The 25,889-nt window shown below is 31.6% G+C and carries 13 protein-coding genes and 1 pseudogene; 1 reads left to right on the plus strand and 13 read right to left on the minus strand.

The window, feature by feature from the left end; genetic code table 11:
• Positions 1-5: 5 nt before the first annotated feature.
• From Q0820_RS06415 to Q0820_RS16970, 5 genes and pseudogenes are all read right to left on the minus strand, one after another.
• A complete protein-coding gene (locus Q0820_RS06415; RefSeq protein WP_298486196.1) occupies positions 6-3,125 on the minus strand; it encodes a TonB-dependent receptor in 3,120 nt (1,039 codons plus the stop codon).
• A 180-nt stretch (positions 3,126-3,305) separates the two neighbouring features.
• Positions 3,306-7,373 carry a hybrid sensor histidine kinase/response regulator transcription factor gene (locus tag Q0820_RS06420; RefSeq protein WP_298486197.1) on the minus strand — a complete coding sequence of 1,356 codons (4,068 nt, stop codon included), beginning with the start codon at positions 7,371-7,373 and terminating at the stop codon, positions 3,306-3,308.
• A gap of 372 nt (positions 7,374-7,745) precedes the next feature.
• Positions 7,746-9,632: a glycosyl hydrolase 53 family protein gene (locus Q0820_RS06425; RefSeq protein ID WP_298486199.1), complete on the minus strand. Its 1,887-nt coding sequence runs from the start codon at positions 9,630-9,632 to the stop codon at positions 7,746-7,748.
• Between the two features lie 404 nt (positions 9,633-10,036).
• Positions 10,037-10,423 carry a glycosyl hydrolase 53 family protein gene (locus Q0820_RS06430; RefSeq protein WP_366941650.1) on the minus strand — a complete coding sequence of 129 codons (387 nt, stop codon included), beginning with the start codon at positions 10,421-10,423 and terminating at the stop codon, positions 10,037-10,039.
• Positions 10,424-10,536: 113 nt separating this feature from the next.
• A pseudogene (locus tag Q0820_RS16970) lies at positions 10,537-10,764 on the minus strand (glycosyl hydrolase 53 family protein); the annotation flags it as partial.
• A 1,028-nt stretch (positions 10,765-11,792) separates the two neighbouring features.
• Here Q0820_RS16970 and Q0820_RS06435 point away from each other — a divergent pair.
• A complete protein-coding gene (locus Q0820_RS06435; RefSeq protein WP_298486200.1) occupies positions 11,793-12,965 on the plus strand; it encodes a site-specific integrase in 1,173 nt (390 codons plus the stop codon).
• A 210-nt stretch (positions 12,966-13,175) separates the two neighbouring features.
• On the opposite strand, the gene Q0820_RS06440 is transcribed toward Q0820_RS06435, so the two are convergent.
• The 8 genes from Q0820_RS06440 to xylA form a co-directional block, all read right to left on the minus strand.
• On the minus strand, positions 13,176-15,101 hold the full coding sequence (locus Q0820_RS06440; protein ID WP_298486202.1) for a trehalase family glycosidase: 1,926 nt from the start codon (positions 15,099-15,101) through the stop codon (positions 13,176-13,178).
• Positions 15,102-15,168: 67 nt separating this feature from the next.
• Complete coding sequence (locus tag Q0820_RS06445) at positions 15,169-16,851, minus strand: glycerol-3-phosphate dehydrogenase/oxidase (protein WP_298486204.1); 1,683 nt, start codon at positions 16,849-16,851, stop codon at positions 15,169-15,171.
• Between the two features lie 10 nt (positions 16,852-16,861).
• Positions 16,862-18,343, minus strand: a complete 1,482-nt coding sequence (gene glpK / locus Q0820_RS06450) for a glycerol kinase GlpK (protein WP_298486205.1) — start codon at positions 18,341-18,343, stop codon at positions 16,862-16,864.
• A 17-nt stretch (positions 18,344-18,360) separates the two neighbouring features.
• Positions 18,361-20,016: a solute:sodium symporter family transporter gene (locus Q0820_RS06455; RefSeq protein ID WP_298486207.1), complete on the minus strand. Its 1,656-nt coding sequence runs from the start codon at positions 20,014-20,016 to the stop codon at positions 18,361-18,363.
• 8 nt (positions 20,017-20,024) lie between these two features.
• Positions 20,025-21,791, minus strand: coding sequence for a glycoside hydrolase family 36 protein (locus Q0820_RS06460; protein ID WP_298486209.1), 1,767 nt, complete (start codon positions 21,789-21,791; stop codon positions 20,025-20,027).
• Between the two features lie 21 nt (positions 21,792-21,812).
• Positions 21,813-22,088: a GntR family transcriptional regulator gene (locus Q0820_RS06465; protein ID WP_298486212.1), complete on the minus strand. Its 276-nt coding sequence runs from the start codon at positions 22,086-22,088 to the stop codon at positions 21,813-21,815.
• Between the two features lie 956 nt (positions 22,089-23,044).
• The gene (xylE, locus tag Q0820_RS06470) at positions 23,045-24,469 is read right to left on the minus strand and encodes a D-xylose transporter XylE (protein WP_298486214.1); all 1,425 of its coding nucleotides are present in this window, start codon (positions 24,467-24,469) and stop codon (positions 23,045-23,047) included.
• A 25-nt stretch (positions 24,470-24,494) separates the two neighbouring features.
• Positions 24,495-25,811, minus strand: a complete 1,317-nt coding sequence (gene xylA, locus Q0820_RS06475) for a xylose isomerase (protein ID WP_298486709.1) — start codon at positions 25,809-25,811, stop codon at positions 24,495-24,497.
• Positions 25,812-25,889: the final 78 nt, after the last annotated feature.

Below are 25,889 nucleotides of genomic sequence, written 5' to 3' on the forward strand. Positions count from 1 at the left end.
AAAAATTAAAACTGAATGTCTAGTCCTAAAGTTGATGTTAATGCCTGAGGATACGGATTGGTTACATCAAATTCGGGGTCAAAACCATCATAATTCGTAAATAATGCTACATTTTGTAGATCTACAAAAAGCCTTAATTTACTAATAGGAATTTTAGATGCCTTATTGAAAGAAAAATCATAACCAATATTAATATTCTTTAATCTTAAAAAGCTTACTTTCTTATATAAAAAGTCTGTACGCTGTTGATCTGTTGGATTGTTTCCAGTATAAGGATTGGTTGCTATACCAGGAAGATAGCCATTAGGATTATCTACAGACCAAGTATCTTTAACACTTATTTGTGTGTTTGATGGTGTTAAACCAGCTACAGTTGTACTAAGGTCGGCTGGCAAGTAGCCAAAAGCTCTTGGAGCACCAGCATTACCATAAGCAAAAGCACTTAAGGTTAGATTTTTGTATTTGAAACTTGTTCCAACACCAAAATTAACTCTAGGGCCCCATGTACCTATTTTTACAACATCATCTATATCTAAGATACCATCCCCGTTTTGATCTACATATCTAATATTTCCAGGAAATGCTCCTGCCATATGGTTAGGCACTTCTTCTAATGACTTTATAATACCATCTGTTTCCCAACCAAAGAAATCGCCTATTTGCCCATTAGGATCAATGTATTTAGCTAAAGGAACATTAGGGTTACGGTCTATCCATTCTGCTCTACTTGTACTAAAGGTAAAATTCGTATTCCATTCAAAATTTTCTGTTATAATATTAGTTGTATTTAACGCAAAATCAATACCCTTTGCACGTGTAGAACCAACATTGGTAACAACTCTTCCAACTGCATTATTTGATGGTAGTGGATCAAAATCTATTAAATCTCTAGCTGTTTTTTGGTAAACTTCAAGGTTACCAGTTATTCTATTGTTAAAGAAGCCAAAGTCTAACCCAATATCAATACTAGCATTTGTTTCCCATGTTAAATCTGGATTAGCAACTTGCGAAAGAACAACACCAGGTTGTACAGTGCTACCAAAAGTAAACTGACCATTTATATCATATAATTGAAGTGCATTATCCGCTAGTACAACATTACCTACTTCTCCATATCCTACTCGTAATTTTAGCTGCGATACTTTAGTATCTTTTAAAAAGTTTTCTTCACTTATTCTCCATGCTGCAGAAATACCCGGAAAAACTCCCCACTTGTTATTTTCTGCAAAATTACTGGCACCATCTCTTCTTAGAACACCATTTAAAACGTACTTTCCATTAATGGTATAATTAATTCTAGCAAATTGAGACAGTCTTGTGGTTTCAGATTTAAAAGAGCTCTGAGTATTTCTAAGTAACTCATTTGCTGCACCGATATTATTAAAACCTAAAGCATCTGTAAAGAACCCTATTCCTTGCATGCTAAAACCTTCGAAAATAGTTTTATAAACACCTGCCCCTAATACTGCAGACAGCGAATTTTTTCCAAACGATTTGTTATATGACAAATAGGACTCTCCCGTATAAGCATCATTCTTATTTGTTGCTAATTGAGCCATGCCATCAGGTAATAATGAATGTTGTGCTGTTGAAGGGATATAGAATTGTCTATTAGCGCTAGTTCTATCCATACTACCTACCGTTGTGAGAGTTAAATTATCTCGCAACTTAATATCTAATTTAGGTGTAATAGAAAATCTATTAGTTCTTAATTTATCTTCTATAGTTAAAAATGCCAATGGATTCATGATTAACGTATTGTAACTTCTAGAGAAATTACCATCTGCTGCTAATGGAGATATCGTAGGAGCAAAAGTATAGGCCGCTTGTAACATATTAAATTTTTCGCTACCACCTCCATTTTCTCCAGAAGACGCATTATTACTATTTACTTGACTAAAATTTGTCTTAATATTAAGGTTAAATTTTTTTCCAAGTTTTTGAATTATGTTAAATCTTCCCGTAAATCTTTCAAAGTCTCCACCTTTTAATATAGCTTCATTATTAAAATAATTAAAAGAAGAATAAATTCTAGTATTTTCACTACCTCCACTAATAGAAATATTATGCTCCTGCACCATCCCAAGCCTAATAATTTGATTTAAATAATTAGTTCCTTCTCCTATATTATTAATATCACTTTGTGAGAAAAAAGGATTAAACGTATCATTTATAGGTACATTTTGCGCACCATAGGGGGCATATTTATTATCAAAAAGATACTTGTCGTAAGCTAAGCGATTATGCTGCAACATAAAGTCTCTAGCATTTAAAAACTGTATATATTTTTTAGGTGTTTGTGTAGATGTAGTTGCTCTGTAACTAACTGTAGTTTTTCCAACTTTACCTTTTTTTGTTGTAATAAATATAACACCATTGGCTGCTGCAGAACCATATATGGCGGTTGTACTTGCATCTTTTATGACATCTACAGTTTCTATATCAGAGGGATTTATAGTTGCCAAAGGGCTCCTATCTACACCACCTGCAAAACCTATATTAGAATCATTAAGGCTTGGCTCAGGAGAGTCGTTTATCATTGGAACACCATCAATAACATAAAGAGGCTCTCCGCTTCCTCTAGGAGAAATATCGGCTCTAATATTTGCGCTTACTCTAGCTCCAGGTTGAGCAGAGCTTAAGCCTAAATTTAAGCCAGATACTCTACCCTGTAGCATCTGATCTACAGATGTTGTGGCAGAATTAGGGATATCATCTATTTTTACATTTGCAATAGCTCCTGTTGTTTCTTTAATGTTAGAAGTTCCATAACCTATAACCACAACTTCATCAAGCATTGAAGAATCTTCCATTAATGAAATATTTAGAGTACTCTTAGATACTACAATTTCTTCAGTTTTAAAGCCTAAATAAGAAAATTGGAGTACGTCCCCTACTTTAGCTTCTATAGTGTACTCGCCATCAAAATTTGTGTTCGTACCCTTCTTAGTACCTTTAAGAACAATGTTTACACCTGGAATTGGTTGGTTTGTTTCTGAATCAGAGACAAGACCTTTAATGCTTAATTCTTGCCCATAAAAAAGAATAGGCAACATAAGAGCAATTAGTAAGGAATATAATTTGAGATAAATTTGATTCCTAGCATTTGGTTTAATTTCATCCATACTTAATAAAGATTTTAGTTTAGTTTAAATAATTTAGTTGGTTACTCATTGCATCAAACACAAAAAGAGTTATAGATTGCAATTAGGCATTTTTAATCAAAAACATAGGGGGTGAAAATCATTTATTAAAGGGGTATTTATTCTAAAAAACCTATTGAATTAAAGGGTTTAGAGACAATCTTATTTTGAAAGGTACTCAGATGGAGGGCTACCAAACCTCTGCTTAAATTGTTTGCTAAAGTATTTTCTATCGGAATATCCTACATGATAACAAGCATCTAAAACAGAAAAGCTATGTTCTTCTATAAGTTTTTTTGCTGTTTTTAGTTTAAAATCACGAACAAAACCAACATAGGACATATTTGTTAAGCTCTTTATTTTTTTGTAAACTACGGAATGACTCATTCCCATTTCATCACAAACAAAGCTTACATTAAGATTTGCAGAGTTTATATTTTCTTCTATAATTTCTATTAGCTTGTTCATAAATACTTCATCAGATTTATTTAGGCTTAGTTCACTAATAGGAACAAGTTCTTTTTTCCAAAATTTTTGATGTAGTAATGTTCTATTTTTTAAAATATTCTTGATTCTACTTCGTAACAATAATTCATTAAATGGCTTTGTAATATAGTCATCTGCTCCAATTTCGAAACCTTCAATTTTATGAGTAAAAGCTGCTCTGGCAGTCAATAATAAGATTGGAATATGACTTGTGCGAATATTAGACTTAAGCTCTTTTGTTAGTGCTATACCATCCATAACTGGCATCATTACATCACTAATAATTATGTCTGGAGGAGTATTAATTATGTGTTTTAGAGCTTCTTTACCATTGGATGCTTCAATAATAATAAAGTCATCTACAAAAAGTTGATAAATATAATTTCGAATCTCTTCATTATCTTCAACTATTAATAATGTTTGATTTTCTTTTATGCCGTTTTCACCCTTTATTATTAATTCTACTTTCTCTAGTTGTACAGGGTTATTAATTAAATAGTCTTTACTGTATATATTATCAATTTTATCTCCAATTATTTGATTTTCTTCAAAGTGTTTATTTCCTTCTTTTAACCTAATTATAAATTCTGTTCCCTTTCCTTTAATACTATCAACAATTATTTCCCCATGATGTAACTCAATTATTTCTTTTGAGATTGATAACCCTAATCCAAACCCAGAATTTATAGCCTTATCATTATTACCTTTAGTTTGATAAAACCGATTAAAAATTTTAGCCAGTTGGCTCTTAGAAATACCTACACCTTTATCTTTAATTTGAATTTCTATACCGTTGTTGTTTTTAAAAATGAAAAATTCAACAACTCCTGATACTTTAGAGAATTTAAAGGCATTTGATAATAAATTATAAAATACTTTTTCAAGCTGATTTTTATCAAACCATACCAATATTTCTTTAGCATTGGTTTTAAAAATAAAATCTATCCTTTTTTCTATAGCCATTTCTTTGAAGGACAGATAAATCTCTTCACAAAATTCTACGATGTCTTCATTTGCAACATATAGTTTTAATTTTTCGTGTTCAAGTTTTCTATAATCTAATAATTCATTTACCAGATTAACTAATTTATTTCCATTCTTTTTTATAGTTTCTGTTGCATTAAGGAAATCACCTTTAATAGATTCTTTATTTTGTAATAACCTGTTTACAGCTCCTAATATTAAAGTTACAGGAGTTCTTATGTCATGAGATATATTTGTAAAAAATTGCTGTTTTAGGTTATATAATTCTATATCTTTTTCATGGGTAAGTTTTTCTAATTTTAAATTAGTTTTTAATTGTTCCCAGGCTATTGTATACCTTCTAAATAAATATAAAATTAAGATTCCGATTAATAGGTATAATGCTATTGCCCACCACTCTAACCATAATGGTTTTAAAATTTTTAATTTTACTGCAGTATAAATAGTACCCCAAGTGCTTCCAATTTCTTTACTTTTTACTTTAAAAGTGTAATCTCCATGAGGTAAATTTGTGTATGTTATAGTTCTATCTTTATTAATGTTTCTCCAATTTTTATCAAAACCTTCCATTTGAATATAGTATTCGCATTTAGAAGAAAAAGGGAATTGTAGTGCTGCAAACTCAAAAGTTATAACATTTAAATTGTGTTTTAATGTTATACTTTTTGTTAACGTAATATTTTTTGTTAGCACTTCATTGTTACCAATTGGTAGATTTTTATTAAAAAGTTTGAAATTTGTAATTTTTACTTGAGGTTGGTTACTTGTTTTTTTAATATTATTTGGGTTAAAGCGTAAAACACCATCTGAACGACCAAAATATAGTAAACCATCTTCATCTTTAAATACAGATGTTATATGATATACACCTTCGAAATTAGTGAAGTTCGTGAATTTTTGAGTTTTATAACTATACTTATAAATACCAATTTTAGAACTAAACCAAATGTCTCCACTATTATCTTCTATAATTGCTACTTGAGATTGGTTACTTAGTTCTTTATTAGCATCAAAACGACTAAATGTTTTTGTTTTAGAATTAAAGCGATTAATACCTCCTTCTGAACTTCCTAACCAAATATTTCCTTTAGAATCTTTAAATAAACTTAAAATATTATTACTACTTATAGAGTTTAAATCATTATCTATTTTTTTAAAATGAGTTGCTTTCTTGGTTTCTGTATTAAAAAGAGTAATCCCTCCACCATATGTAGCTAACCATAAATATTCACCATCTTTTAGCATTGAAACAATATTATCACTACTTATAGATGTTTTGTCGTTTTTGTTTTCGCGATACGTAGTAAACTCATTAGTAATTGTATCTAAATAATTAAGGCCACCTCCCCAGGATGCAATCCACAAATTATTTTTATCATCTTCTATAATAGTCCGTATATCGTTAAAACTTATAGATTTAGGATTTTTGGGTTCGTGTTTGTATTGTTTATATGTTTTTGTTTTTGGATTAAATTTAACCAGCCCATTTGCATAGGTTCCCAGCCATAAGATTCCATTTTTACTTTCATGAATATATTGTATATAATCAGCTCCTATAGCATTATTAAAATCTTTATTATATTGTTGCGTAGTATTTGTTTTGGTATTAAAAACAGTTAAACCTTTGCCATCTAGCCCCAGATATAAGTTGTTTTTGTTTTTATAGATAGATAATACAGGTATTGGGTTTAGGCCTTTTATATCGCTAGGAATTAACTCAAAATTATTTTTTTTGGTTAAAATATTAATCCCATTCCATCCTGTGCTTATCCATATATTCTCTTTTTCATCTTCCATGATATCGTATATAGCATTTCCTGATAAAGAAGATTTTAATTGAGGTTTATATTCAAATGTTTGTATTTTAGGATTAGAACCGTTAGGGTCTTCTATTTTTATAGCTCCATAGCCATCTGTTCCAATCCAAATATTTTCTCGGCTATCTTTATGTAGCGATCGAACGATTTTTAGGTCACCATTAAATTTTATAGTATTATTAAAGAAGTTGTCAAATTTTAAGCTTTTTAAATTTAGCTTTAATAACCCATTACCACTTGTACCAACTAATAAGGTATTTTTATTCAGTTGAGAAATAGTATGTATAAAATCACTAAAAATATTGGATACAGACTCTATGTGCTTAAATTTTTTAGTTTTATTAGAAAATTTATTTAGCCCACCTCCAAAAGTACCTACCCATAAATCTCCATGGCTATCTTCATAAATACTAGTTACGTTGTTCTGATTAGAGACATTTTTGTGGTTGTTTTGAAGGTGATAGGTTGTAAATGTATTTAAAGCTTCATTAAAAAGACATAATCCTTCTTCTGTTCCTATCCATAAATTCCCTTTTGAATCTTCAAAAAGAGTATATAATTGATTTGAAGATAATGAAGCTGAATCTGTAGGGCTATTTTTATAGGTAATAAAATCGTCTTTTAAGTTGTCATATAAATTTAAACCGCCACCTTGAGTTGCTATCCATATTCTTCCTTTAAGGTCTAATAATATATCGCTAATATTATTTGAGCTTATATTACTATTTTGATTATTATAAATTTTAAACTTACTACCATCATAACGGTTTAATCCGTTTTGTGTTCCTATCCATACAAAGCCATTTTTCTCTTTAATTGTACCAGTAATTCTATTACTAGAAAGCCCATTTGACTGGTCTATTTTGTCAAAAATAGCTTGGCTCTGGCAATATATATTAATTGAAGATACTATAGCCAATAGAAACAAAATAAATCGCACCATAAATGTTTTATTAAATTTTAAATATTAAGATTACTTTTTTAAGTAATTCAAATAAACAAATACTTATAAAAATTAGGGCTGGTAAAATCTATTTCTATGCATAAAGTATCGCACTAGTTTTAATTATACTAGCAGAAGATAAAATTTGGTTATAGGCAATATGATAAGTTAAATTAATAGAATTACTTTAAAATAACCCCTTACTAAGTTAAGAAATATTAATAATTAAGTAGTGTATTTGAAAATTATTTAAAATATTTCGTAATTAAAATGTTCATTCTTTAGATAAATTAAATTGGGCAAAAAAATTAAAAATCCCTACACATAGAGAATGTTAAGTAGGGATTATTATAAAGTTTTAAATTAAAGCTTTTATTGTACTATTAATTTTTTAGATGCTTTTTCCTGTCCAGTATCAATAATTACAATATAAATACCTTTTTGTAGTGCAGAAATATCAATATCTAAAGTAGCTGCATTTGGATAATAGGTGTTGTATTGCTTGCCTGTAATGTCTTGAATAGTGATATTTTTAATGATTTTGCTTGCTTTAGATTGTACCGTTATACTATTTTTTGCAGGATTAGGAGCAATTGCAAAATCTTGACTAAATTCTGAAGCTGCCTGTATTATATTACTGCCATTTGCTTTAAATGCACTCCAAGATTGGGATGTGTAGCAACCTCCATACCAGTTTTTTACGATTTGCTTACCAGCACCGTTCCAAACTTTTATTTGTCTAATTGCTTGGCCATTGGTACAATTTGACCCTGAAAGTTGTTCTGCATTATTTGGGTTATAGCCATTCATATATCTATACTTATAGGTTACTCCTTGTCTTAACGATGTTGTTGCTGTCCATACTTGGTTTGCACTATCCCATGTCATTTTTACTCTTTCATTATGCCAATTTCCATAATCTATAACATCATTACCATCAAAATCAACAGCAAGATGTGGCGTTTGGCCAGCTGGTAAAGAAGCTATATTAAGTCTAAAGACAACATCTCTAAAACCAAGAACATTATAGTTTTTTTTTAAGTTCATGAATGAAATACCTCCATTTTTTACCACAGAATGTTGGTTGTTCAAACTAAAAAAGGTGTGATGCTCTTGATCTGACCCATAACCAAAACTAGATTTAACGCATTCATTTTTTCCTTTAGCAGGAGAAACCCAAGCAGGCTCCCATGATATTACTCCCAAACCTCCAGCATTATAAGTCTGATTAGTTAATCGCTCCATAAAAACCTTTTGCTTCCATGGTTTTGGTATCAAATCTTTGAACTTTTCATATGAGGTTGAGGAACTCATACGGTTTTGTTTATCAGTATCTTTATCATTATTTGGATCATATCTTGTATAGGCAGCAGTATAAGGGTGAGAAGTCTCTACAATTATTGGACGTACTCTGTGCTTACCAATAATATTTTTTAGTATTCTACCAACTACTTCTGTAGACATATTATGTCCATCTCTATCAATTATTGGTAAAGCAGGGTAATATGATAACCCTATAAGTCCAAAATCATTTAGTCCTCCAGGTCTTCCAACGTTCATTTTATCTAGCCACCACCATGCATTTCCAGGGCCAGCTACATGTACCATTATGTTATCTTTAGCAAAGCCTCTATTTCTAGCTGCATTGATACCAATTTGAAGCAGCTCTTTCATTCTATTATATCTCTCAGGATCATTGAGATTATTACAGTTGTTATCAGCTGTTGGGCATATAAACCCTGCGTTTGTTTCATTACCTATAGCTATATAATCTATTTTTCCTTTTCCTATTTGATTAATAGATTGAACTGTATAAGACCATACACGATCACGCAACTTTTTATAAACAGTATTATATGTATAGCTGCTCCATGGTCTAGGAGTTTTTTGTTCTTTTGGATCTGCCCATGTATCAGAGTAATGTATTGTTAATAGCGTTTTAACCCATGGACTATTTTTTTTAGCATTTTCAAAAGTTTTTTTTACATCAGCAATATTAGAGTAAGTTCCAGAAACTAGGTTTGAATTTCCTACCCAAAGTCTTGCCCTTACTACATTACATCCGTACTGTTTAAAAATTTCATAAACATCTTTTGTGGGTGAGTTTTCGCCAGGCTCTAATTGGTATTTAATGCCACATTCATTAGGATTTTGAAGTTCGTTTGCAAATGATAAATCTGCACCTTTAAGAAATTGCTGCGCCTGTACAAGTTGAGTGCATAAAAAAATAAAAAAGCATATAGTTGAAAAAAATCTCATAGTTCTTTAATTATTTAATGGTTATTAAAATTAAATATCTGATTGTTTATGTATCAGAAATGTAAATGTCATATTATAAATTGTTTTTTAAGGGGTATATTTCGTTTCAATTAAGGGGTGTTCTTTTTAGTGAAGGAAGACTTTTTAATTTTATAATAAACGCAACATACGGGCGCCCAGTTTTAAAGTTAAAAAAGGATAAATTTTTTTGCTATGGCTATTAGATTCTATATTAGATTTTAAGTATAAGTTTAATATAGTAACCAGTTAGGTATTGCAATAGTATTGTTTTATACTTTTTATAGTTTAATTTACTTTAAAGTGGTACTATTTAAAATTATTGTAGAAGTAGTTTGGAATAATTAGGTAATGAAAAATATAATATTCCATAAATCATATCTGAATTAGAATCTTGTCTGTAAAGTTATAATAAAAGTAGAATGCTTTTTGGGTTTTGGATATAAAAATACTCTTATATATTGGATGTCAGGTAATGCAGGGTAGTAAGGTAAACCTATTAAGCCAAAATTATTTAGACCTCCAGGTCTTCCAACACCCATTTTGTCTAACCACCACCATGCATTTCCTGGGCCAGCCACATGTACTATAACGGTAAGTTCAGCAAAACCTTTATTTCTAGCAGCATTAATACCAGTTTGTATTAGCTGTTTCATTCTGTCGTATCTAGCAACTTCACCAATCGCTTGGCAGTTATCATTAGCTGTAGGACATATAAACCCTCCATTAGTTTCGTTTCCAATAGCTATATAATCTATTCTTCCTTTACCTATTGATCAATAACATTTTCTGTATAACTAGTAATAGAATTTGTTAACTGTGTAGAAATTGCTTCATTTGTTATGCAAGCCCATACTGTTAGTGTTTTTTACTCTCCTGGATTTGCTCATGTATCAGAATAGTGTATTGTTAGAAGTATTCTTACCCATGAACTATTACTTTTTGCTCGTATAAAAGTGTTTTTCACATCTTCTACAGTAGAGAAATTACCAGAAACTTCGTTATGGTTTACATGCCAAAGTATTGCTCTTATGACATTGCATCCATAATCTTTAAAAATTTTATATACATCGGTAGGAGTTGTATCAGTAGTTTCTTTTTTATAAGTGATGGCACATTCATCAACATTTTAAAGTTCATTTGCAAATGATAAATCTGCCCCTTTAAGAAATTGCTGTGACTGTGTAAGTTGAATACCAAAAAAAGAAAAACACAAATGATTTTATTAATTTTCATGATTATGGTAATTTAATTGTCAAAGAATTTATTATTTACATATTAATAATTTGAATTTATAATTATTAATATTATTACTAAGGGATATTCTTTATTTAAAAAAGGAGGATATTAATGGTTTATAAAAATTTTTGGCTTTTCTATTAGAAACAAAAAAATATATTTAGGTTTTAAACTAAAGAAAAGAAATCTTCATTATTATTATTTTTAAGTTGTGTTTCGGATAAGGTATAGCAGACTATATAACATATAATAAAAAGGAAAATAACCGAAAAAATAAAGAATAAAATAGAAAATAAACTAGCACATAATGGCATATAAAATGGTGTCTATATAATATAATGAATGTAGATTTTCATGAAAAACTAACGTAACAATAATCGAAATGGTTAGTTTACGAATATTTAAAGTATTATAGACAGGATTTAGACGCCCTATCTATTGATATTATTTAAGTTTTATCTTGATAATCTATCGATTTGACTTAAAAAGAAGGCTAAATACTTTTATAATTCAATTACTAAATTCTCTAGAAACAATCCAAAATTGACAAAAATATCAAGGTATTATTACCTAGGTGCGTAATTCGGTGCTTATCCTAACCGAAATAAAATTAAAACACTGATAATCAATATGTTAAAAATAAAGTTCTAGTTCCTCTTTCTCCGCAGAGAATTTACTAAATTCTTCTAAAAGCTCGTAAACATTATGTTTATGGGCTTTTTACATTTTCTACGATATCAAACAAAATCAAATAATATCAAATAAAAGGTGCGGTATTCGGTGCGTGTTTTTTTAATTAAAATTACGCACCGAATTAACCATAAGGTACTGTTAAACAATACTTAACGTGTATTTTGTATTATTATATTTTATATTTTTAAGGAGATATATAACCACGCACCGATGCAAAATACATTCTCCACCTTATTTTACCCAAGAGGTAATGATGTTGATAAAAACGGTAAAACTCCTATTTACCTTAGAATTACTGTTAATGGAAAGCGGAGTGAGTTTAGCATCAAAAGAAAAGTTCTACTTACTAAATGGAATTCTGCCGCTGGGAAAATGAATGGTGCTACTGCTGAAGTTCGTGAATTGAATAGATATTTGGACTTTATTAAAAACAAAGTCAATAAAATTCAGGAAAAACTTATTGAAAATGAAGATTTAGTAACCGCGGATATTATTAAAAGTCTTTACCTTGGAAAAGAAATAAAACATAAAATGCTACTTGAGATATTTCAAGTTCATAATAATAAGATTGAAAAATTAGTTGGTAGAGACTTTGCTCCTGGAACTATTGAAAGATATAAAACTGCTAAGAAACACGTTGAAGATTATATACAACTAGATTATGGACTAAAAGATATTCCTGTTAAGAATGTTGACCATAAATTTATTAGTGGTTTTGAATATTACTTAAAAAAGGAAAGAAAATGTGCTCATAATACTGCCTTTAAATATGTAACCAATTTTAAGAAGATAATTAGAATTGCCTTTGCAAATGACTGGATTAATAAAGATCCTTTTTTGAATTGGAAAGCAAAATTAAAAATTGTAGACCGTGAGTTTTTAACAAAAGAAGAGATTCAGAGAATTATAGAAAAAGAGTTTAGAATTCCACGATTAGACCAAGTAAAGGATATCTTTATTTTTTGCTGCTTTACAGGGTTAGCTTATGCAGATGTAAAGAAACTTTCTAAAAATGATATTGTAATTGGTATAAACGGAGAGCCTTGGATAAAAACCAATAGAGTAAAAACTAATACTCGAAGTAATATTCCTGTCCTTCCAATGGCTCAAGCGATATTAGATAAGTATCAAGAGCTTCCAGATATTCTAACAGGTGAGCTTCTACTTCCTGTGTTAAGCAATCAAAAAACAAACTCCTATTTAAAGGAAATTGCAGATGCTTGTGAAATAAGCAAGAACTTAACCTTTCATTTAGCTCGTCACACCTTTGCAACCACAATCACCTTATCCAATGGTGTTCCAATTGAATCTTTCAATAGCCATTTCTTTAGCTTCTTCTTTATAGCCATAATCAACCAATCCTTATTATATGCTATTTTTTAGTCTTAATTTTATTTTTATATTTTTAAGATATCGCGTAACCTGATTTATTTATAAACATCATTTAAAAGAAATTCCTGATGTTCTTTTTCACAATGCTCTTTTACAGCCCATCTTAAGCACATTTCCGACACAAATAACATCATTAATCTTTTTGTGCCATTACTTTAAGATTGCTTATTTATTCTATTCTTGTTTGTGCCTTGTCCCTGATTAATTAATTCCTTGTATTGGTAGTTCTGGTGCCAGTACATGCCCTTTCTCTATAAGCCCTATATAACTTAGTAAAGCACCCCAATGATAATATTTATCACTGTTTTCTATGTCATCTCCCTGTCCTGTTTCTGAATTGTAGTTTTCATAAATATGATTTTCTCCAATCCATGATTTTAACAACAATGTTTCTGATTTTTCCACAATATCTTTTCTTGCCTTTGGCAGATCGTAGTTTCTAATTCCCAAATAAACGAGAAAATTCATTGGAGCCCATATTCTGCCTCTCCAATAATTATTGTCCTTAAAAGCAGTATCATTTCTTGCGATAGAAGGTAAAATATACTCTCCCCAAAATTCTTGCGGATTGTAAAAATGCTCCGCCATCATGCGATTTGCCTGAAGATCATCTGGTACTTTAGCTAAAAGAGGATAAAATAAGGTAGGGCTAAGTCTATAGCTAAATTCACCTGTGGCCAAATCTTTATTGAGGTACAGACCAAATTCATTGTTCCATAATGTTTTTAGTTTATTTCTATATTTTGATTCTCGCACCTTTAATTCTTCTGCAATATCAGACTTTCCTAATTCTTCTGCTATTTCGGACAAACTTTGACAATCCAAAATGTAAAGACTCATTAGACCAACATCTGCCAATTGCATGATATGGTTTTCCGAATCGAAACTTGCATCATCGTACATCGGAGAATTGTCAAGACCTGACTCCCATAATGCTGCCTGTTTTTTACCATTTTTTTGGGTCAACCATTCTGGATTATCCCCGGGGTCATATGGATTCGAACCCCAGCAAAGATATCCATCAACATCTCTGTTTTTTTCCCACCATCGATTCCAACTGAGCAATTCATTGAATACTTCATGCAATAGCCATTTTTGCTTATGCTGTTTATAAATCTGTTTTATAACATAAGATCCAACAGGTGGTTGTGAACGATCCTTGCTCTTAGTAAAACCACAACTCCAATTTGGAATAAAACCGCCTTCGGTAATGTCTTTAGTAATTGCAAGGGCATTAGAATAAGCTAGGTCCTTATTATCTAAAGAAAGCATATAGGCGGCAAAATAGGTGTCCCAATCAAATAATACCCATCCACCCCATTCTGTATTCCATATACGGCTTACAGGCGTAATAACCCTGTCATTAGTTGGTTCATAAATCTGGTCCCATGCCAAGACTGACTGCATGGAATTATATAATTCTGAAGATTCACCATAGTTTGTTTTCATCTCTGCAAAAGCTACCCTTGATTCATTCAATATCTTTTCGATTTCTTCAACACTTTTGTCCTTATCAGTAGAAATTGCAATAGGTTGATCCAAAGATGTTAAAATGGTATCAGAATTAGCTTCCCATTGATGACCCACTATATAAGCTGTAATCGTTTTTGAAGGAGTTTGTGCCGTAATATTGTTATCGATACTAACTACACCTTCTTTTTCCCATAACATCTTTGGATTGATAATCAATGAATCGCCATCAGCAGATTTTATGGGAGTTACCAATACATAGAGCATGTCATTTTTTGTCGCACTTTGAACTTGAACGGTAATATCCCGCCATTCCAATTTCAACGAGGTATAGGAGCCATCATACGCGTGGAAACCAGGAATAACACGCTCAATACTATCTCCCCTTCTTCCTATCAATGCCTCTTTCAAAATATCGCCGGACTTGTTGTCTTTTAACTGTAAGTCAATGGCAAAACTTTCGGGAAGCAATACGTGCGACAAAACACTTCTGGTATTCCAAGTGTTCCATCCCTTTGCAAGCTTGTTGGTCAAATCAATCATTTCATTACCTGTAGGCTCATTATGTACTTCAGATAGTTGTTTAGGAGAATCTCCACAATTAAAAAACGGAAAAAACAAACCTATCATTAAAATTTTTATCATCCTTTTGTTCATAGTATTTACTTTTATTAATGACTTCTATCTATTGCTTTTCATAATATGATTATACGTATTCACAGCATTATAGGGACATAAACTCTTCTTTATAATATGTGGAAGCATCTTGTAAAAGCAACACTAGTTTTTCTTTTTCCGAAGAGATACGGTTATCATTCCAATTTAAATAATTTATAAAATCATTTAAAACAATCACAAAATACTTTTTTACACTTGGAATATCGAAATACAATCGACCAGTACGACGTACAAAGAAATCGGTTAGGCTATTTGTCATTTCATAATAAATACCATACCAAAGTTCTGCTCTAATTAATCGTTCTAAGGCATCTTTATTATCGAATGATTTTGATTTATCGATAATGATATCAGACTGTTTACCATAAGTTGTGCACAAATACCAAGCATGATACGTATTTGAAATGCCTAATTCTAGAAGTTTTAATTCTAATTCATTTTGATAAATTTCTACGTTATGTGAATTTTCAAGTGAAGGAGTAACCAAAGAAATTTTTTCGGTTTTAGACTTTTTTAAGTCTTTTTTGTACTTGCTCTTCATGGTTTTTAAAACCGCTTCAATGACACGATCAGCCATTCTGCGATACCCTGTAAGCTTTCCTCCTGCAATAGAAATTAATCCGCTTTCAGAAATAAATAATTCATCTTTTCTAGATAATTCTGAAGGATCTTTATCTTCCTCATGTATTAATGGCCTTAACCCTGCCCAGTTAGATTCAATATCATTTATGGATAAATTAACGTCTGGAAATGTAGCATTTATTGCATTTAATAAATATTCAGCATCATTTTTTGTAGCAACAACACGTTCTAAATTTCCAGAATAATTGGTGTCTGTTGTTCCCACGTAAGTAGCCCGCCCTCTTGGAATAGCAAAAATCATTCTACCATCAGGGACATCAAAATAAAGTGGTTGTTTCACTGGTAATTTTTCATAAGGAAAAACAATATGGACCCCTTTGGTAAGGTGTAAATATTTGTTGTTCATTGAATGATCTTTGGTGCGCAATTTATCTACCCAAGGACCAGCTGCAGACACATAACTTCTTGCTTTTATTTTAAAAGTGTTTCCTGTATTATTATCAGTACAATTCAGACTTTTAATTTTAGAATCATCATTATAATTATACGATTCCATCTCACAATAATTAATTATAGTTGCTCCAAAAGAGACTGCTTTTTTTATTATTTCAATGGTTAATCTAGCATCGTCTGTTCTATATTCTGCGTATAGTCCACCCCCTAAAACAATGTCCTGATTAAGCAAAGACTCCTTAGATAAGGTTTCTTCTTTATTTAACATTTTGCGTCTGTCATTTCCTTTTACATCTGCTAAAAAATCGTACACTTTTAATCCAATGGATGTCATCATTTTTCCATAAGTACCACCTTTAACCAAGGGTAATAGCATTTTTTCGGGAATAACTAAATGGGGTGCTAGTTTATGCACAATGGCTCGTTCAGAACCAGATTCTCTAACTAAACCTATTTCAAATTGTTTAAGGTAACGTAACCCTCCATGGATTAATTTAGTGGATTTATTACTAGTGCCAGAAGCGAAATCATTCTTTTCTACAAGACAAACTTTCAAACCACGAGAAGCTGCATCCAAAGCTATTCCTGCTCCTGTAACACCTCCACCTATAATTGCTAAATCAAATTTTGTAGTCTGTAATTTTTCTATTTGTACTGCCCTATTTAAAACTGAAAATTCTATGCTTTTTTCCATCGTCAACATCTTACTTACTTTTTGTTCGTTTTACAGCTTTTTTCCAGCCTTTATAATTCTTTTTTCGTGTTTTTTTATTCATTTTTGGACTAAAAATCATATCTATTTCTCGTATTTGAGCAATATCGTTTTTGGTCCAAATACCTGCTTTAATACCTGCTAATAATGCGGCTCCAAAAGCGGTAACTTCTATCATTTTTGGTCTATCAACGTCAACACTCAATAAATCTGACTGAAACTGCATCAGATAGTTGTTTGCTGTAGCACCGCCATCAACTTTTAGAGTTACTATTTTACTTTTACTATCTTTTTGCATAGCCCCAATAACATCTTTTGTTTGGTATGCTAAAGCGTTTACGGTTGCTTTAATAAGTTCTTCTCTTCCAGTATCTAAAGTCATACCATATACACTACCTTTTGCTTTTTCGTCCCAATGTGGTGCGCCTAAACCTGCAAAAGCGGGAACTACATATACCTTTTTTAATGGTGGAATACTATTGCAAATGGCTTCTGTGTCGCTAGCTTTATCAATAATTTTCATACGGTCTCTTAACCATTGAATGGAAGCACCTCCAGCAAAAATACTACCCTCTAAAGCATAATTTACAGGTTCAGAATCCAAACTACAGGTTAATGTTGTAAGCAATCCTTTTTTTGATTTCACTTGTTTTTTTCCGGTATTTAAAAGAATGAAACAACCTGTGCCGAAAGTACTTTTTGCAATACCTTCTTTAAATCCACCTTGCCCAAATAAAGATGCTTGTTGATCGCCTGCAACACCATAAATTGGAATTGAAATTCCTTTATAATCAATGGCTCCAAAATCTGATGATGAGGTTTGAACTTTTGGTAATAATGATTGTGGAATATTTAATTCTTCAAGAAGCTTTTTATCCCAATCTAATTTTTTAATATTATAAATCATAGTACGCGATGCATTGGTATGGTCGGTAACATGCTTTTTCCCGTTTGTAAATTTATAAATGAGCCAAGAATCAATAGTACCAAACAATAATTGACCAGATTCTGCTTTTTGTTGTGCCCCTTCAACGTGATCTAAAATCCATTTTAGTTTGGTGCATGAGAAATAAGAATCTATAACTAACCCTGTATTTTTTTTTATATAGTTTGAATATCCTTTTTCTTCTAAATCTTTACAGATATCAGTAGTTCTTTTGTCTAACCAAACAATCGCTTTATGAATGGGCTCTCCTGTTTCTTTATCCCAAACAACAGTTGTTTCACGCTGATTAGTAATACCAACAGCCCCAATATCTTTTGGATTAATTCCTGATTCTGTAACTGCTTGATTAAAGGTTTCAAGTTGGTCGTTATATATTTCTAAAGCATCGTGTTCTACCCAACCAGATTGCGGGTAGTATTGCTTTAGTTCTTTCTGAGCGATTGAAACAATCGTTCCTTTTTTATCAAAAACAATGGTTCTAGTACTTGTAGTACCTTGGTCAAATGCTATAACATATTTCTTACTCATATTCTGCAATCTTCAATTTAAAAAATAAAGTAAGTACTTAATACTAAAATTGTAATGGCTAAACCAACTACTTTAGCATATTTCCAAGGCGTAATTTCTATTTGTTCAGTAATTTTAGGCGTGTAGATCTTTTTACTAGGGAATAGTTTCCCCATAAATAACATAAAGGCTACGTTAATAACAAAAAGAATTCCCATAATATGTAAAAAATGAGGATATGCTTTTGCTTTTATAATACCTAACTCTTTTGCATCTGTTATGCCATTTATTGCTGCTTCTGCTAGCGCTAATTCTATGAAATTAGGGCTTAATACAAACTGACTAATTAAGTACATTAACACACCTGCTGTTAATACAATTTTAGCTCCTAAAGCAGGTACTTTTTTAGTCGTCATACCAACAGCAACAACAGCCAAAATAGGCACACTTAGACTACCTAAAGACTCTTGAATATATGAAAATAAACCGTCTGGTGCATTTGCTATAAAAGGAGCTATACTCATGGAAATCAATGCTAATAAAATACCGAATGTTTTTCCCGCTTTTACCATTTTTAATTCGGATGCATTTTTATTAAAATATTGACGGTATAAATCGATACCAAATAGTGTAGAACTACTATTTAATAAACTATTGAAAGAACTTAATACTGCGCCAAATAATACAGCTGCAAAAAATCCTAAAAAGGCTCCAGGTAATACTTTTTTAACTAAAGCGGGGTATGCTTGGTCTGCATTTGCTAAATCGTTTCCGAATACATGCCATGCAATAATACCTGGTAATACAACAATAATAGGAATTAGGAATTTTACAAATCCTGCAAGTATCATTCCTTTTTGTCCGTCAGCTAAACTTTTAGCGCCAAAAACACGTTGTAAAATAGATTGATTGGTTCCCCAATAATACATTTGAGCAATCATCATTCCTGTAAAAATAGTACTGAATGGAATAAATGAATCTATTTCTCCTTTAGCATTAAATTTGTCTGGGTTTTCAGTCCATAATTCACTCAAACCATCTGAAACACTACCGTCTCCAATAAGCATTAAACCAAAAATAGGGATTAGAAGACCTCCAATTAAAAGTCCTATGGCATTTACTAAATCAGATACAGCTACAGCTTTTAGACCCCCAAAAATGGCATAAATAGATCCAATTGTTCCAATAGATAAAACACAAATCCAGATAACTGTTGATTGCGATACACCTAAAGTTTCAGGTAAATCAAACATGGTGCTAAATGCTAAAGAGCCTGAATATAAAATGGTTGGTAATAATATCACGCCAAAAGCTACTAGAAATAATATAGATAAAATTGATTTGGTTTGTGCATCAAAACGCGCCTGTACAAATTCTGGTATGGTAGTAATTCCAGAACGCATGTATTTTGGCAATAAATAAATAGCTGTAACTATCATGGAGATAGCAGCTAAAGTTTCCCAGGCCATTACCAAAACACCTTGCGCAAAAGATTGTCCATTTAGCCCTACAATTTGTTCTGCAGAGAGGTTTGTTAAGAGCAAAGAACCTGCAATGGTTACATAACCTAAGCTTCTTCCACCTAGATAATAACCATCAGCTGATTTCTCATCAGTTTTTCTTGTGGCGTACCAAGCAATAAAAGCTACCAATAACGTAAACCCCAGAAATGAAACAATTGATAGTGTATCCATATCGTTATTTATTTTTTAGTTAGTTGGGCTAAACCGCAGGCAGGAATATTTATTTCTATGATACCTCGGTTGAACATAATGTATTTTTGATTAATCAACTCACCTTTACAATTAAAGATGCTACAATCATAGTTTCCTAAATCAGTATTTATTTTTAGAATAACGCTTTCTGATAATTTTGCATTTAAAACGTTAATATTTTCAATAGCTTCATCAAGCTGAACCACATGATCGTCATGTAAACCAACAAGTAGTTTTTTATTGTTACGTACTTTTTGAATTGGATAATTAGCCAACGGTCTATATGGTGTAAAGTGTCCTTTTGTTATGAGTTCTTTGTTTGTATTCCAATATTCAGTATAAAATTTAACCATTTTAAGGTGTTCTTTAGGAATATCTTTAAGTACTACTGAAATTTGAGGAACTCCAAAAAGCGTATTTACCATTTGTAAAGCAGCTACTTCTAGTTTTTCATCATTGTGCCATGTAATCATATCTGAATGCACAGCGGTATTGCCTGCTAACATTCTAATATCTGCAATTCTAACACGATTCATATTGGCATCTCCAGGGCAATCAAAAGCTCTAAACATGTTGCCATATTTTCGCATTGCTGGACCTACATATTTTTGTCTAAATTCTATAAAAACTTCAGAATTAATGTTTTTTAAAGTTGTGATAACATCTGTTAATAATTTATCAACTGCTGCGTTTATCGAAATAAAATCCATTGCATCATTTACTGGAGGTGTATCAACATACAACCTGAAATCATCTATGAAATCTAGTTTAAAACCATCTAAATCCCAATCAACTAATGCGTTTTTGTAAATATTGATAAGGTATTCTCTAACTTCAGGATAACGTGGATCAAAGACAGGTGCCCAACGATGATTCTCAGTTAAAAACTTATCTTTAAAACGTTTGTATGCTTTCGATTTTTTTCCGCAGAAAGGCACCGAATACCAAAATCCAATTTTCAAACCAGTAGCATGAATATCTTCCACAAAGGCTTTAGTCTTGTTTAAACGTTCTGGTTCCCAATCTCCTGTATAATCATAACCTCTATTACCATCTTTAGTTTGCCAACCATCATCAACAATGATTGCTTTATAACCTAAACTATAGGCTGTTTTACATTCTTCAATTAGAACATTTTCATTTAAATTTTGATGAAAGTTATACCAAGTCGAATAGAGCGGAACCAAAGCAATATCTGGAACAGCTGTTGGTTTTAAATTCTCAAAACTTTCCCACCATTTGGATACATCCTTTAAGGTCTCTGAAAAATGTATATTTCTATAATCCAACCTGATTTGAGCTTTAAAATCTTTAATCTTAGATTGAGGTTCTGTAAAGAATGTTACAAAGCAATAAAAACAATCGTCTTCTTCACGAATTTCTGCATTTAATTCAAGTTTTTCAATAGCATTGGAACAAGCAAAGGTTAATTTATTAGTGTCATCATGACCAAACAAACTAATTACTGGAGCATCTATAGATACCCTTGATTCCATTTGTTCAAGTTCCCAATCTGCTTCAATACGTTTTGCAAAATCTGTAGTAGGTTTCCAAACTCCTTTAATGTTATGTGCAGGAATTTTCCATTTTAGCGTTATTGGTTTTAAGCATATTTTTTCATGGTTCTTTATTACAAAATCATAAATTACAATACCCTCTTTGTCATAAACTTTAAGTACCGATGATTTTACATATTTTTCTGCTCCTTCAACTTCAATATTATTGAAAAGTGTTTTAGTAATATTTGTTATCATTTAATTCTTTATAATTTTATACTATTCTGATAGCACTTTATCCTTGTTATTTATAATGAAATAACCTTTATTCTTTACAGACTCTACTAACCCCATATCTTCTAATTTTCTGTATCCTTTTAAAATAGTATCACTAGAATAGCCTAATTTCTTTACCATAATATTTAGTGAAGGAAGCTGATTACCTACTTTAAGCTCATCTTTAGCTATAGATTCATTAATCCCCTTAATAATATGTTCATACTTGAACAGTCTATTATCACTTTGAAAACTAATAATTACTTCTATAATATTCATTATCCAAATTTTTAGATTGTTTCGCTTTTTTTATTGAAAAATAATTATGAATTAGAATTGAATATATCTTATTACATCTTAAAATTTTCTTTACTGAAATTGAATTGTGTTGCAAAAATTAAAAGCTTTTTTGTTCCGCATCAAAACAGAAATGAACATTATCCTCTGATACAAGACCAAAATTATTTTTCCTTAATAATAGTAAAATCCGATGTTTTTTTAACTTCTATCATCCAGGGTTAATGCTCTAGATAGAGTCTTTTCTATTGGCTTAGCTATTTCTGTGTTATTCTATACTAGTAATACTCTTGAGATACTTTGGAATACCATTGAGTTTATGATTTTTTTATCACACTAAAAATTTAGGCAACACAAGAACGTCTTACGCTCCAATAGATCCAAGGCTTTTAATAAATTACACTTATAGTAAAAAATATTACTTTTTAGTGGTTATTTTATATAAAAAGATTGACTTGAATCACATTGCTATATAGAAACTTATTTATTAATATTTTAAAGTAGCTTTATTCCTAAGCAATACAAACCCTAATTGTTAGTGAACTTGAAGATGAGCTTAAAGAAAACAATCAAGGTAAAAAATATGAATATAAAATAAATACCAATGTATCATATGGGCTCAAAAAAACAGAGTGGTTATACTATTTCTTGATAAGCAACCTAAAGATGTAGATATGGTTGAGCAACTCAAAAACTTATTTAAATAGCATCTATTAAATGCGTACACTGCTCCTTAATTTGTTCTTCCGACACCTTTCGTTGAGGCCACCAATAAGATGGAGGTATTTAATAACATCTGTTCGACTTGAGATTGCAGCTATTACTACTTACTCCGTTTGATTAAGAGATTTAGCTTGTTCTGAAGCAAAACCAGAACCAGTTATTCCCACCCGTATTTTAATTTGTTTTTTATATCAATTAATGATTAACAGCTTAATTCATTTGTTTTTTATCCAAAGGTTTTCCATTTCCTCTAAAGTTTTTCCTTTTGTTTCTGGCACGAATTTCCATACAAACCACATGGCCAATAATGACATCACCCCATAAACCCAATAGGCAAAACCATGATTAAATTGCTCTGTTAGATATGAATTATCATCCATCATTGGGAATGTTAAAGACACCAAGTAATTAGAAATCCATTGTGCTGCTACGGCAACAGCCATGGCTTTACCTCTAATTTTATTAGGAAATATTTCTGACAATAACACCCAAGTAACTGGTCCCCAACTCAAAGCAAAACTTGCCACATACAGCATCATACATCCCAAAGCTAAATAGCCTGTAGCCCCTGTAAGGAATACAAACCCAAGCGCCAACATTGCTATTGCCATTCCCAAAGCTCCTATTAACATTAGTGGTTTTCTTCCATATTTATCTACAGTTTTAACTGCGAGAATGGTAAATAAGAAGTTGACTATACCCACTATAATGGTTAACAATAAAGCACCATCTGTATTTGGGTCTATCGATTTGAAAATTTCCGGGGCATAATATAATACTACATTTATTCCAACAAATTGCTGAAAAACGGACAAAGCAATACCAATAAGTATGATACCCCATCCATAGGACAATAATTTTCCTGAAGCTTGATCAACAGAATTTTCTATTTCGGCTAAAATCCTCTTCCCTTCTGTTTCTCCATTTACTTTAATGAGGACATCCAATGCTTTTTCTGGTTTATTTTTTAGCATTAAAGAACGTGGTGTATCTGGCACAAAAAATAATAACCCTAAAAATAATCCTGCCGGAATGACTTCTGAAGCAAACATCCATCTCCAACCTACTTCATTTAGCCATGCATCTGAACCTCCTGTTCTAGAAATAAAATAATTAACAAAATAAACGACCATAAAACCGCCAACTATAGCTAACTGATTAAAAGAAACCAACTTACCCCTACTATCTGCAGGCGCTATTTCTGCAATATAAAGTGGGGATAACATAGAAGCTAACCCAACACCTATACCACCAATAATCCTATAGCATATAAAAATTGTAGAAAATGTATGATCTAACTCACCAATTGGTTTGATAAACATTTCTGGCATTGCGGAACCTAAAGCAGAAATTAAAAATAAAATAGCCGCTAGTACAAGCCCTTTTTTTCGGCCCAATTTTTTGCTTACAAGTCCTCCAAAAATACCACCAATGATGCATCCGATTAAAGCACTGGCTACTAAAAATCCTTTGAAGGCATTTGCTGCTGCTTCCGATAAACCTTTAGGGGTTACAAAAAAACTATCTAATGAACCTACGGTTCCAGAAATAACACCTGTATCATATCCGAACAATAGCCCACCAAGCGTTGCCACTAATGTAAGTTTAATTAAGTATTTTGAATTGGTTGATGTTTGCATAATGCTTATTTAGTTTAATTCGTTTTTATATGTACTGATTTATAATATTCTCAAACAACTCTTGTTTACCGCTTTTTAGTTGCAATTCACCATTTTCTTGAGCAATCTTATACAAATCTTGTAAGCCTAATTTTCCATTTTCAAAGTCTTTTCCTTTGCCAGCATCGAAGGAACTATAGCGCGCTGTTCGTAGCTTTTCATAAGGTGAGGACGTGATAATCTTATCTGCAATCAATATCGCCCTTGCAAAGGTATCTGCACCACCAATATGTGCGTGGAATACATCTTCTATATCTGTAGAGTTTCTTCTAATTTTAGCATCAAAATTGACACCACCTCCTTGTAAGCCACCTGCTTTTAGAAACACTAACATCGCCTCTGTAGTTTCTTGAATATTATTAGGGAACTGATCGGTGTCCCATCCGTTTTGATAGTCGCCTCTATTAGCATCTAAACTTCCCAACATACCCGCTTTTGCAGCAGTTTCAATTTCATGTTGAAACGTGTGCTGTGCTAAGGTTGCATGGTTGACTTCAATATTTATTTTAAAATCTTTATCTAATCCGTATTCTTTTAAGAAACCGATAGCTGTTGCGGTATCAAAATCGTATTGGTGTTTTGAGGGTTCCATAGGTTTAGGCTCGATAAAGAAATTTCCTTTAAAACCTTGCGCTCTTGCATAATCTCTAGCCATCCCTAAAAATTGCCCCATGTGGTCTAATTCGCGACCCATATCGGTATTTAATAACGACATATAACCTTCACGACCACCCCAGAACACATAATTTTCTCCGTCTAATTTTATAGTAGCATCTAAGGCTAATTTAATTTGACCTCCTGCTCTGGCTACGACATCAAAATCTGGATTGGTAGCAGCCCCATTCATATACCGTGGGTTTGAAAAACAGTTTGCTGTTCCCCATAATAATTTAACGCCACTTTCTGCTTGTTTACCTTTTACGTAATCGGTAATTGTAGCTAGTCTTTGTTCTGATTCTGCAAAGGTTGCGCCTTCTTGAATTAAATCGAAATCGTGAAAACAGAAATAATCAAAGCCCATTTTTGAAATAAATTCAAAAGCGGCATCTGCTTTATCTTTGGCTGCTTGAATTGGGTCTGAAGCTTGATCCCATGCAAAGCTTTGAGTTCCTGGCCCAAAAGGATCTGATCCTTGCCCACAGAAGGTATGCCAATACGCAATTGAAAATTTAAACCATTCGTTCATGGTTTTTCCTGCTACAACCTGATCTGGGTTGTAGTATTTAAATGCTAAAGGGTTGTCTGATTCCTTACCTTCAAATTTAATGTTGTCTATTCCTTTAAAATATTCTTTACTTGCCATAATTTTATTGTTTATGCGGTTGTTCATTTTTAGTACGATACTCTGTCTCCGTTAGGGATTGTAGTGGAAAGCCCACAG

The organism is uncultured Maribacter sp., from assembly GCF_947495965.1.
In the GTDB taxonomy this organism is placed as follows: Bacteria; Bacteroidota; Bacteroidia; order Flavobacteriales; family Flavobacteriaceae; genus Maribacter_B.

What these genes read in the sequence shown, in the direction of transcription:
- Q0820_RS06415 (WP_298486196.1), bottom strand. Translation starts at nt 3,125, where the DNA reads ATGGATGAAATTAAACCAAATGCTAGGAATCAAATTTATCTCAAATTA.
- Q0820_RS06420 (WP_298486197.1), bottom strand. Translation starts at nt 7,373, where the DNA reads ATGGTGCGATTTATTTTGTTTCTATTGGCTATAGTATCTTCAATTAAT.
- Q0820_RS06425 (WP_298486199.1), bottom strand. Translation starts at nt 9,632, where the DNA reads ATGAGATTTTTTTCAACTATATGCTTTTTTATTTTTTTATGCACTCAA.
- Q0820_RS06435 (WP_298486200.1), top strand. Translation starts at nt 11,793, where the DNA reads ATGCAAAATACATTCTCCACCTTATTTTACCCAAGAGGTAATGATGTT.
- Q0820_RS06440 (WP_298486202.1), bottom strand. Translation starts at nt 15,101, where the DNA reads ATGAACAAAAGGATGATAAAAATTTTAATGATAGGTTTGTTTTTTCCG.
- Q0820_RS06445 (WP_298486204.1), bottom strand. Translation starts at nt 16,851, where the DNA reads ATGGAAAAAAGCATAGAATTTTCAGTTTTAAATAGGGCAGTACAAATA.
- glpK (WP_298486205.1), bottom strand. Translation starts at nt 18,343, where the DNA reads ATGAGTAAGAAATATGTTATAGCATTTGACCAAGGTACTACAAGTACT.
- Q0820_RS06455 (WP_298486207.1), bottom strand. Translation starts at nt 20,016, where the DNA reads ATGGATACACTATCAATTGTTTCATTTCTGGGGTTTACGTTATTGGTA.
- Q0820_RS06460 (WP_298486209.1), bottom strand. Translation starts at nt 21,791, where the DNA reads ATGATAACAAATATTACTAAAACACTTTTCAATAATATTGAAGTTGAA.
- Q0820_RS06465 (WP_298486212.1), bottom strand. Translation starts at nt 22,088, where the DNA reads ATGAATATTATAGAAGTAATTATTAGTTTTCAAAGTGATAATAGACTG.
- xylE (WP_298486214.1), bottom strand. Translation starts at nt 24,469, where the DNA reads ATGCAAACATCAACCAATTCAAAATACTTAATTAAACTTACATTAGTG.
- xylA (WP_298486709.1), bottom strand. Translation starts at nt 25,811, where the DNA reads ATGGCAAGTAAAGAATATTTTAAAGGAATAGACAACATTAAATTTGAA.